The 10500-nt window shown below is 34.8% G+C and carries 10 protein-coding genes; 5 read left to right on the top strand and 5 right to left on the bottom strand.

Features of this window, described 5'->3' with window-relative positions:
- The first annotated feature begins 243 nt into the window (after nucleotides 1-243).
- The 5 genes from EGI22_RS13545 to EGI22_RS13525 all read left to right on the top strand — a co-directional run bounded on the left by EGI22_RS13545 (nucleotide 244) and on the right by EGI22_RS13525 (nucleotide 6742).
- A complete protein-coding gene (locus tag EGI22_RS13545; protein WP_255068998.1) occupies nucleotides 244-633 on the top strand; it encodes a hypothetical protein in 390 nt (129 codons plus the stop codon).
- Between the two features lie 46 nt (nucleotides 634-679).
- Complete coding sequence (locus EGI22_RS13540; RefSeq protein WP_255068997.1) at nucleotides 680-3793, top strand: efflux RND transporter permease subunit; 3114 nt, start codon at nucleotides 680-682, stop codon at nucleotides 3791-3793.
- Complete coding sequence (locus EGI22_RS13535) at nucleotides 3790-4959, top strand: TolC family protein (RefSeq protein ID WP_255068996.1); 1170 nt, start codon at nucleotides 3790-3792, stop codon at nucleotides 4957-4959. The genes EGI22_RS13540 and EGI22_RS13535 overlap by 4 nt, the downstream gene beginning before the upstream one ends.
- The gene (locus EGI22_RS13530; RefSeq protein WP_255068995.1) at nucleotides 4952-6085 is read left to right on the top strand and encodes an efflux RND transporter periplasmic adaptor subunit; all 1134 of its coding nucleotides are present in this window, start codon (nucleotides 4952-4954) and stop codon (nucleotides 6083-6085) included. Before EGI22_RS13535 ends, EGI22_RS13530 begins: the two co-directional genes overlap by 8 nt.
- Before the next feature lie 156 nt (nucleotides 6086-6241).
- Nucleotides 6242-6742, top strand: coding sequence for an energy transducer TonB (locus EGI22_RS13525; RefSeq protein WP_255068994.1), 501 nt, complete (start codon nucleotides 6242-6244; stop codon nucleotides 6740-6742).
- A gap of 11 nt (nucleotides 6743-6753) precedes the next feature.
- Here EGI22_RS13525 and EGI22_RS13520 read toward each other — a convergent pair whose 3' ends face one another.
- The 5 genes from EGI22_RS13520 to EGI22_RS13500 form a co-directional block, all read right to left on the bottom strand.
- Complete coding sequence (locus EGI22_RS13520; RefSeq protein ID WP_255068993.1) at nucleotides 6754-7737, bottom strand: SH3 domain-containing protein; 984 nt, start codon at nucleotides 7735-7737, stop codon at nucleotides 6754-6756.
- 83 nt (nucleotides 7738-7820) lie between these two features.
- Entirely contained in the window at nucleotides 7821-8381 is a 561-nt protein-coding gene (locus tag EGI22_RS13515; RefSeq protein ID WP_255068992.1) for a DUF1003 domain-containing protein, read from the bottom strand.
- Nucleotides 8382-8496: 115 nt separating this feature from the next.
- A complete protein-coding gene (locus tag EGI22_RS13510; protein ID WP_255068991.1) occupies nucleotides 8497-9540 on the bottom strand; it encodes an MBL fold metallo-hydrolase in 1044 nt (347 codons plus the stop codon).
- Nucleotides 9541-9681: 141 nt separating this feature from the next.
- A complete protein-coding gene (locus EGI22_RS13505; protein ID WP_255068990.1) occupies nucleotides 9682-9999 on the bottom strand; it encodes an ArsR family transcriptional regulator in 318 nt (105 codons plus the stop codon).
- The gene (locus EGI22_RS13500; RefSeq protein WP_255068989.1) at nucleotides 9996-10424 is read right to left on the bottom strand and encodes an SRPBCC domain-containing protein; all 429 of its coding nucleotides are present in this window, start codon (nucleotides 10422-10424) and stop codon (nucleotides 9996-9998) included. The genes EGI22_RS13505 and EGI22_RS13500 overlap by 4 nt, the downstream gene beginning before the upstream one ends.
- Nucleotides 10425-10500 lie beyond the last annotated feature (76 nt).

Here is a 10500-nt window from a genome sequence, read left to right as displayed (position 1 = left end):
AGAAAAAAGAATTTCGATTCCCTTAAAAGCAGTGCAAAGGTAAGTTTTTAGATTAAAAAAATCAAAAAATAATTCAAATGATTTTTACTTATTGTGCAAGTGAAAATCTAATTGGCTATTAATTAAATCTTTATAAACTGGTTTTTTTTGGAAAAATATTAATAAATTGTTAATATGTGCCTTTAAAAGGATATTTTGGATAAAAGTCACAGTTTTATTGAAAATTTATGTCTAATTTTGAGAATGATTAAAAGTTTTTTCATACTTATTCTCTCTAGCGTAATCTTTTTAGAGGGTTTACTTCCAAAATCCGTTGGGTTTTCGGAGGCCTATAAGTTTGGGGACTTGTACAGTCATTATCAGCAGCACAAACAAGAAGGTATTAGTTTTGAAGATTTTCTTTGGATGCATTATGCCAAGGAGTCAAAACACAAGTCTAATCAAGAACACAAGAAATTACCTTCTTTCGAATCTCACATTACATTTTTGGTTTTTATTCCTGCAGCAAAAATAATTTCTGAGTTTTCAAAATCAGTTACTTTTTTTGAAGGAAAATCAAGCTCCTCAACTTATCAAAACTTATATAGATTTCAGTATTTGAAATCTCTTCTAAATCCACCCCAGTTAGGCTAAAATTCTTTAAGCTTAATTATTTTCTTTATTTTTTTTAATCATTATTATGTTTGATAAACTCGTCAGATATAGTATTCACCATAAACTTGTGGTGGGTATTGTAGTATCTCTCAGTATGATAGCTGGTTTGTTTTCTTTGAAAAACTTACCTATTGATGCTGTGCCTGATATTACCAACAACCAAGTAGTGGTGCTTACTTTGGCACCAACATTGGCCGCTCAGGAAGTAGAGCAGTATATTACAGCTCCTCTTGAAATTCAATTCGTAAACATTCAAAATCTCGAAGACATCAGGTCGGTGTCTCGACAAGGGTTATCAGTTATTACCCTCGTTTTTTCTGATGATGTAAATATTCATTTGGCTAGACAGCTGACTTCAGACCAAATAAAAATGGCTTCTGAGTCTATTCCAAAGTCTTTCGGGACTCCATTTTTAGCTCCAATTACAACAGGTCTGGGTGAAATCTATCAATATACATTGGAAGTGGCACCTGGTTATGAGAAAAAATATGACCTTACCACCCAAAGAACTATTCAGGATTGGATAGTTAAGAAGCAATTGGCTGGTATAGAAGGAGTTACAGAAATAAGTAGTTTTGGAGGTTTTGTAAAACAATATGAAGTTTCTGTACTTCCAGACAAATTAATGCAAATGGGCGTCAGTATTAAAGAAGTTTATGATGCTGTAAATGCCAACAATTCGAATACAGGCGGTAGTTATATCGAAAAAAACGATCAGACTTATTTTATAAGAGGAGAAGGAACTGCGAATTCCTTAGAGGACCTCGGCAATATAGTTGTGAAAATGGCCAATGGTGTACCAATCTTGGTGAAGCATGTGGCAGACTTGAAATTTGGACATGCAAAACGTTTTGGAGCCATGACTAAAAATGGCCAAGGAGAAGCTGTAGGGGGAATAGTATTGATGCTAAAAGGTGCCGACTCCGAAAAAACCATCAAACAAGTAAAGGAAAGAATTGAAAAAATCAATAAAAATCTGCCTGCAGGACTTACTGCAAAGCCTTTTATAGATAGAACCAAACTTATCGATAAATCTATAAAAACTGTTAGAAATAACCTGATTGAAGGTGGTTTGATTGTTGTTTTTGTTTTGGTGTTGCTAATGGGAAGTGTCAAGGCTGGGTTAATTGTGGCTTCCGTGATTCCAATAACCATGATGATAACATTTGGCTTAATGAATGTCTTTGGTATTTCGGCCAATTTGATGAGTTTAGGAGCAATAGATTTTGGCCTTTTGGTAGACTGCTCAGTTATTGTGGTGGAAAGTGTTTTGTTTAATATTCACTCCAATAAAAAATACCATGTAGACAAAATAGAAGAGGAGGAATTCAATAATTTGGTTTATAGTTCATCAACAAAAGTCTTGTCAGCAGCATTGTTTGGCGGTATTATAATTTTAATAGTTTATCTGCCTATTCTGTCACTTGGAGGTATTGAAGGGAAAATGTTTAACCCAATGGCGATGACTGTTAGTTTAGCTTTGGTTATTGCCATTTTATTATCTCTAACCTATGTGCCTGCAGTGACTTCTCTTTTACTTTCTAAAGAAGGTAAAAAAGAGTTTAAGCTTTCTCAAAAGATTATTGACACCATGTTTAACACTTATTCTCCAGTGTTTCAATATGCTTTAAAACACCATTGGAAGGTATTGACGGGTGCCATTGTTTTGTTTTTGATAAGTTTTGTCTTGTTTTTAAGAATGGGCGGTGAGTTTATTCCTACACTTGACGAGGGCGATTTGGCAGTTGACTTTCAAACGCCACAAGGTTCGTCTTTAAATACTACAATAGAGGCAACCACCAAAGCACAAAAAGCTCTTTTGAAAGAATTTCCTGAAATTCAGCAGATTGTGGGTAGGATAGGAGCATCAGAAGTGCCTACTGACCCCATGCCACCAGAGGCTTCAGATTTAATGATAAATATGAAAGACCGCTCTGAGTGGACCAGTGCCAAGACACCGCAAGAAATGGTAGAGAAAATGTCAAAAGTTATTGAAGAAAATGTACCTGGTAATTCAGCAGAATTTACCCAACCTATAGAAATGCGATTCAATGAGATGATTGCCGGTTCAAAGTCTGAGTTTGCGATAAAGATATTTGGAAATGATCTGGAAATCTTGAATAAAAAAGCCAAGGCTGTTGAGAAAGTTCTTCAAAAAATAGAAGGAACAAGAACAGTCAGAGTGGAAAGGATAAGTGGAAGGCCACAGATAAATGTCAAATATGACAAGAAAAAATTGGCAGAGTTTGGTTTGAATATCGACGATTTGAATTTTATTCTAAAGACTTCATTTGCAGGAGAAGTCGCAGGTGTGTTTTTCGAAAGTGAAAAAAGATTTGATGTAGTTGTTAGGTTTGAAAAACAAGCGGCGGATGATTTGGAGCATATTAGAAATCTCCAAATTAAAACTGGAACAGGCTCATTGATAAAATTTGAAAACGTGGCGACTGTTGAATACAAAAATGCTCCTTCCCAGATCTCACGTGAAAAATCAAATAGACGAATAATAATAGGAGTAGATATAGCAGATAGAGATGTAGAAAGTTATGCCAACGAAGTAGCGACCAAAATTGAAAGTAAAGTAAAATTGCCTTCTGGCTATTATTACGAATACGGCGGTTCTTTCGAAAACTTAAAAAGAGCGAAAGATCGATTGATAATTGCAGTTCCGGCCGCTATGGTGCTGATTTTGTTCCTTTTATATTTTTCCTTAGGTTCATTTTTGCAAGCTGGTTTGGTTTTTAGTGCTATTCCATTTTCGGCAATCGGTGGCGTTTTTGCTTTGTTGATTCGCGGCATGCCGTTTAGTATTTCTGCAGGTGTAGGTTTTATCGCTTTGTTTGGTGTGGCGGTTCTCAATGGCTTGGTATTGATTAGTTATTTTAATCAATCTACTGAAAAAGACCTTATGAAACGGATAATTGAAGGTGTCTCGGTGCGATTCCGGCCGGTTTTGGTAACAGCATTTGTGGCTTCTTTAGGTTTCTTGCCAATGGCTATTTCAACTTCAGCAGGTGCTGAAGTACAAAAACCTTTAGCAACAGTTGTAATAGGAGGATTGATAACTTCTACTTTACTTACCTTGGTGGTTTTGCCGATTATTTATATGATTTTCATGAAAAAATTCGAAAAAAAATGATGAAGAAAATAATAATATTTAGCCTAATCGTCAATTTCGCTTTTGCTCAAAAAGTAAATTTGGAAACTTTGACGCAAAAGGGTTTAGACCAAAACAGAGATTTGGCTTTGGCTTTGAAAAGAGTAGATCTTCAAAAAGCCTTAGTAAATACAGCCTACGAAGTACCTAAGACTAAAATTGATTATTCTTTTGGCAATATTCAAACGCCTAATGTTTGGGATTATTCATTGAGTGCTATTCAAAATGTGGAATTGCCTAAAGTTTTTAAACTTAGAAAAGCCTACAATGAATCTCTGGTAAAAATTGGAGAATCGGAAGTTAGCGTTTTAAGAAATGAATATCGAATGAACGTCTCCACTTTTTACTATGCTTTGTATTCTTTGAACAAATTAAAAACTGTTTTAGAAAAAGAAAATCTGAAATTAAGTGAGATTGAGAAAGTGTATAAAAGGAGATTTGAAGAAGGAGAATCTGATATATTAGAATCAAGTAATGTAAGGTTGCGGATTTTAGAAAATGAAATGAAAATCGCCAAGATTAACCAACAGGAAAATGAGATTTTGGCTCAATTGAAAATTCTCTTAAATATATCGGATATTCCGGAATTAGATTTTCAAAATGCAGCTGCAGTTTTAGTAAAAACCTATGATGGCAATCCAAGACTAGGATGGCAAAAATCTATGATTGAAAGCTCAAAGAGTATGCTAGAAACTGAAAAAAGTAAACTCTTGCCAAGTATAAATCTTGGGGTTTTAAATCAAAGTATGGCTGGTAGTTGGCGACAATTTGTCGGTATGGTAGGCGTGGAAATGCCTATTTTCACAAAAGCACAAAAATCCAGAGTGGAGGCGTCGAAAATCAATGTGCTGATTCAAGAATCAGAATTGGAGAAAATTGTACATCAAATTGACAATGAAGTGATTAGTTTGAGAGGTAGTTTGCTGAATATTGAAAACCAGATAGAAATGTTAAATAAGCAGCTACTTCCTTCATCTGAAAAAGTGATGGAAATTTCTCATAAAAAATACATGGCAGCCCAAATAACCTATTACGATTGGTATTTGGCTTACAACCAAAATTTGACGTATAAATCAGAATTAATAAGTTTAGAAAAAGAAAGAAACGTAAAAATTTCTACCATAAAATATCTTACAGGCAATGAATAAAATATTAATAAGTATACTGTGTGCGGGGGCAATGTTTTCGTGCAGTACAGAAAAGAAAGTTGAAGAAGCACCAGCGGCTCCTGTTGACAACTCGATAGTTTTCACCAAGACGCAATTTAATAACCTGAAACTGGAACTTGGCAACATGGAAGAACAAACCATGGATATCAACATCGATGCTAATGGAGTTGTGGACGTACCACCAGATCAGATGTTCTCGGTAAATTATCAATTGAATGGTGTGATTGCTAGTATCAATCATAATCTTTTGCCAGGGAAATATATCAAAAAAGGTGAGCAATTGGCACAGATTCAAAGCATGGAACTCCTACAAACAGAGGAGGATTATTTGAATGAATCCATTAAAAATGAATTGTATAACCAAGAATACGAACGTCAGAAAGCTTTGTTGGCTGACGATGCTACCGCCAAGCGTAAGTTTCAGGAAATTGAGAATACGATTAAATTGAGCAAAGTGAAAACCAAAAGTTTGAGTGAAAAACTAAAAGTTTTAGGCATAAATCCTGCAACTTTAAATAGCTCAAATATTTCAGCAAGGCATACTTTGGTGGCTAGTCAAAGTGGTTTTGTAAAAGCGGTAAATGTAACCAATGGAAGTAGTTTTAATAAAGACCAGACACTTTTTGAACTTATTAGTACACAGCACATGCATGTGGAGCTTAAAGTTTTTGGGAATGACATGCTATTGGTAAAAGAGGGCCATGATGTGGATTTTAAAACACCTTCTGGCAAAATTGTTGTTGGAAAAGTTTACTTAATAGACAGAACTGTGGATCCTGAGCAAAAATCATTGAATCTGCACGTACATATTACAGATGAGGTTTATGAGCAGTCACTAAGACCGGGTCAGTTTATCTCTGGAAGTATCAATGTTCAAAATTCAAAAGTAATGGCTTTGCCAGAGTCTGCAATTTTGACCAATACAGATGGTAGCTTTATTTTCAGAATGACGGACGGAAAAGACCAAGTGAAATTTGAGAAAATTGAAGTTAAAACTGGTCGAGTTGCCCATGGTTTTGTGGAAATAATAGAGCCTAAAGTCATTGAAGGTAAGATTGTTACGCGTGGCGTAAGTTTTGTGGAAAACGGAGCATCAGAAGAATAAAACGAGTTTAAATTTTCAAAAAGCCTTGATTATACAATCACGGCTTTTTGTTTTTTATACATATTACATTCCTATATTTATCTTAAGTTTATACGGAGTTTTCATAAATTCCCCTTATTTTTACTCAAAATAAAAAACATTTTAAAGAATAATCGAATGGCATTTTCAAAATATCTTAAATCAAATCTAGCAATTTTAACTATTTCAAGTCTAACCTTTTTGGGAACAAGCTCATGTGGCGGTGGCGAAGAATCTAAATATAGCATTAACAGAAAAGAGGAAGCGTCAAAAGAGGATTTTGGCGAAAAAGATGCCTACGCTGGAGATGGTGAAGGTGATGTATTGTCTTATGTTAAAGAAAAGCCTGAGTTTATTGGAGGGAAAATGAAAATGTTTAGTTTTCTGAGAAGCAATCTTGTAATTCCTGATGCAGCTAAAAAAGCAGAGGTATCGGGTATAGTTTATGTAAGATTTATCGTTGAAAAAGACGGCTCTATTTCAGACGCTAAAGTAACCAAAGGCCTTGGCCATGGCTGTGAAGACGCAGCAAAAAAAGTGATTATGAGTATGCCAAACTGGAAACCAGGCATGTTAGACGGAAAGCCTGTTAGAGTTTACCATACTTTGCCTGTAGCATTTGCAAAAGAAGAGAAGTAGTAGTTTTTTTATCAGAAATCAAGAAAGTCATCTTTTACCCATTTGTTTTCAAGACTTACCTTACACCAGCCGTTGGACTCTTCCATTATGAAGACTTCCTCGTTTTTTTGGTAAGAACCCACTTTGGGGAAATTGGTCGAAGGTCCACTTCTGACATTTAAAGTGTTAGCGTTTACAGTTGATCTTCTTACGTCTTGCGTATATCTTGCAGATACCCAATGCTGTTGACTAGAAGAAATCCTATACCAATTGTTTAGTTCTTCATATACTCTTAAAATTGAGCCTAAAGTTGCTGCATCCCTATCGTTGGCTTTTGCAGATCTATAATCTGCTTGGGTTCTTATATTTAAACTGTCGGCTGTTACAACTGCATATTTCAAAACGGCAGGAATAGGGGGTGAAGTAGCACCTAAAAGTGCCTGATAAACCAAAGGTAGAAAGTTGCTCTGGCAATCTCCCACTTTGTTTCCACCAAAAAATGCCGTTCCTGGGCAAGATTTGTTACCTCCAGTTCCATTGTTTCTAGCACCTGTTGACAAGTGAAACCAATGGTGATATACTATTTTGTCGGTATTGATTGGGATACTAAATTTTTTACAAATGGCAGCACTTACTTTCACTATGCTGTCTTTTTGGGCTTGAGTCATTTGGTCCATATTTTGGTCGAAATCACCAACGTTTTCTATGCAAATTGCATTGGAATTGTTACCATAGATGCAGGCAGGGGTATTTTCTAAACTTCTACCAGTTACTATTTCTCCATCTGGAAATATGGAGAAATGCTGCCCAATATCCATCCAACCATTGGTGCCTACATGGTAGTCTTTCATGGCTTTTTGCAATTCAAAATGATTACTTCCAGTGAAATTATGATAGTTTGGGCTAAAAGTGTGATGTTGCTGTAGGTATATAATAGTCCTTGCTACACGTGTATTGTTAATCCAGTTTTCAAACTCTTGGACACTCATTTTTGTAAATCCGTATTTCGTTTCCATGTGCTTTTTTTTACTAAAGCTAGAAAATGAAATCTTTTGGGACAAAAAAAGGAAACCATTTTTATTTTACGGCTATTTTGAATCTACTCAACCTTTTTGGCAGGATTAGATACAGCTAATTTATGCTCAATATTTTTCAAAATCTCCAATTGTTTGGCTTGGCTATCAAACAAAACCTTGATTTGTTCTTCTAAAAGTAAGTCGATTTTTTGATGAAGCGACCTGATTTCTAACTCGGCTTTTAGGTTAACCATGTAATCGTTTTCGCTTCTAAGCCTATCTTTTTCCTCTTGTCTGTTTTGGCTCATCATAATTACTGGAGCTTGGAGAGCCGCTATACATGAAAGAATCAAATTCATCAAAATGAAAGGGTAGGGGTCAAAATTATCACCTTTTGGAGATAGCGTATTGAATAAAATCCAAATCACTAAGACAATAAAAAAGGAAATAATAAAGGCCCAACTGCCACCAAATCTAGCCACTTTGTCAGAGATTTTCTGACCTCTCGTCAAGATTTCTTTTGGCGGATTTAAGAGATTGTTGATGATTAGATTTTCATCTTCAATTGACTTTGAAACGATATAATGAAGTTTAGATAATTGTTCAGACTCGGTATTCAGAAGATTTTTAATGTCTTTGTACATGATAATAGTTTATTTTATTTTTCTAGAAACGTAAAAGTAGGCACTGAATTCTAAGAAATATGAATTAAATTTCAATTAGAATTTTAGTTTACATTGGTAATTTATTCGAAATGAATTACCCAATATTTTCCCACCATTTTTCTAAGTTGTTTTTGGCTGAAAGCTCAACAATTTCTCCAATTTTTGGAGCTATAAAATTAACTTTTTTAGCTATGGAAGCTTCCATAAAACGCTCTATTGGTTCTTTCCAGTGATGTTGAGCAAGCGTAAAACCAGCCCAATGGACAGGCATTATTTTCGTGACTTTAGCATCTATTGCTGCTTGGACACTTTCCTCTGGGTACATGTGTATCGCGTGCCAGTTTTCGTTGTATTGGCCACATTCCATAAACCCGAAATCAAATGGGCCTAGTTTTTTACCTATTTCGGTGAAATGATTACCAAAGCCGCCATCACCACTAAACCATATATTCTCATTTTGGGTCTTGAATGCCCAACCTCCCCAAAGTGACTTTGCTCTGTCTGTAAGTCCTCTGCCAGAGAAATGCCTTGTTGGCGTAAAAGTTATGGTTATGTCATCAAAAGACTGTTTTTTCCACCAATCAAATTCAATTATTTTTTCATTGTCTATTCCCCATTCTGTCAAATGCCTTTTAACTCCCAAAGCCACAAAGTACTGTTTAACTTTTGATTTTAAACGTTTTACGCTTTTTAAATCTATGTGGTCATAATGGTCGTGCGTAAAAAGGACAAGGTCTATTTCTGGTAATTCATCAATAATGTTTAAGGTATTTTCACTGAATCTTTTAACTTTAAAAGGAGCTATTGGAGCGGCATTTGGGCCAAACATTGGGTCGATAAGGAGCGTTTTGCCATTAATTCTCATCAAAACCACGGAATGTCCATACCAAATAAATTTTGCCTTTTCACTGGGTGCTAAGAATGTGTCCTTATTAAATTTTTCAATCGGAATTGGAGTTTTGGGTTCTCTTCCTTCTTTTTCTAAAAATTGCTTTTTAAAAAACTTAGGCATGCCCGAAAGTCTAAAGTCCATCTTTGTTTCTTGCAAGTTTTCAAACTTTTTCCCGTCCCAATGTTTTGATTTGGCTAGTTTTTCTAGTTCTATTTTTGAGGCTTTTCCGCCAAATTGCTTGATCATTTTAAATATTGCTTTTTTTGTAAATAGTGAAAGGCAATTTGAAATTCCGATTCAAATATAATCTTTCATAAAAGACAATAAGCAATTTCAATAAGTTCTAAGAATTTCTGAATATTGATAAACGGCAGAAATAAACTTTCGTCATAAATCCTGATTGAGCAAATTTTCGAAGTTTTTCATTTTTTGTGCCCAGAAGTTTTCATAATGGGCAATCCATTGACTTATTTCTTCAAAACCTTTTGGGCTTAAAGTACAAATTCTTTCCCTGCCATTGTTTACAATTGTCAGAAATCCGAAAGTTTCTAAAATCTTAATATGTTTTGAAATAGCTGGTCTACTAATTTGGAAATTTTCAGAAATATTGGAAATAGTTTTGTTTTCACTTTCTAATAATCTTAAAATTTCTCTCCTACATGGATCCGCAATTACTTGAAAACTATCTATTTGGGGTAAACTCATAATTCTAATTCTTTACCCAATCTCTTCGCAATTTTCTCCCAGCCTTTGTTCATGAAAATATAAGTTAAATAGTTTTTAATTCCTTTAAAGCCAGTATGTTCTAATGTTAAAAGGGTTCCTTGGTCATTTGATTTCAATGTCCAAGTTACTACCGAATCTAAAGTAATTTTTCCAGGTTTTGGGCCACCTTTCCAAGTGTAAGACAGTTTTTTAAACGGTTCCACTTCAAGAACTTCGCAATAGATTCTGCCATCGAAACCCATTTTTATAATTGGTTTGGCATAAAAAGTGAATTTGTGCCCAATTTCGGGTTTGAAGTCATTTATCATCAGCCATTTCGCCAAAAGTTCTGTTTCGGTCAGTAATCTCCAAACTTTTTCAGGGGAATGATTAAAATGCCAGTGATGTATGATGTCTTTTTGCATTGCATTATTTTTTTGTAAAACTAATGAGTAACTTTGAAGTTACATAATTTATTGTAGATTTTTTATCAAAATATTC

Source organism: Lacihabitans sp. LS3-19 (genome assembly GCF_024343575.1).
Lineage (GTDB): Bacteria > Bacteroidota > Bacteroidia > Cytophagales > Spirosomataceae > Leadbetterella.
This window is presented reverse-complemented; position numbering and strand designations above follow the sequence as displayed.

Bases quoted from the DNA above. Each gene is read 5' to 3' on its own strand.
- EGI22_RS13525 (WP_255068994.1), top strand. From the start codon at position 6,242: ATGGCATTTTCAAAATATCTTAAATCAAATCTAGCAATTTTAACTATT.
- EGI22_RS13515 (WP_255068992.1), bottom strand. From the start codon at position 8,381: ATGTACAAAGACATTAAAAATCTTCTGAATACCGAGTCTGAACAATTA.
- EGI22_RS13545 (WP_255068998.1), top strand. From the start codon at position 244: ATGATTAAAAGTTTTTTCATACTTATTCTCTCTAGCGTAATCTTTTTA.
- EGI22_RS13540 (WP_255068997.1), top strand. From the start codon at position 680: ATGTTTGATAAACTCGTCAGATATAGTATTCACCATAAACTTGTGGTG.
- EGI22_RS13535 (WP_255068996.1), top strand. From the start codon at position 3,790: ATGATGAAGAAAATAATAATATTTAGCCTAATCGTCAATTTCGCTTTT.
- EGI22_RS13530 (WP_255068995.1), top strand. From the start codon at position 4,952: ATGAATAAAATATTAATAAGTATACTGTGTGCGGGGGCAATGTTTTCG.
- EGI22_RS13520 (WP_255068993.1), bottom strand. From the start codon at position 7,737: ATGGAAACGAAATACGGATTTACAAAAATGAGTGTCCAAGAGTTTGAA.
- EGI22_RS13500 (WP_255068989.1), bottom strand. From the start codon at position 10,424: ATGCAAAAAGACATCATACATCACTGGCATTTTAATCATTCCCCTGAA.
- EGI22_RS13505 (WP_255068990.1), bottom strand. From the start codon at position 9,999: ATGAGTTTACCCCAAATAGATAGTTTTCAAGTAATTGCGGATCCATGT.
- EGI22_RS13510 (WP_255068991.1), bottom strand. From the start codon at position 9,540: ATGATCAAGCAATTTGGCGGAAAAGCCTCAAAAATAGAACTAGAAAAA.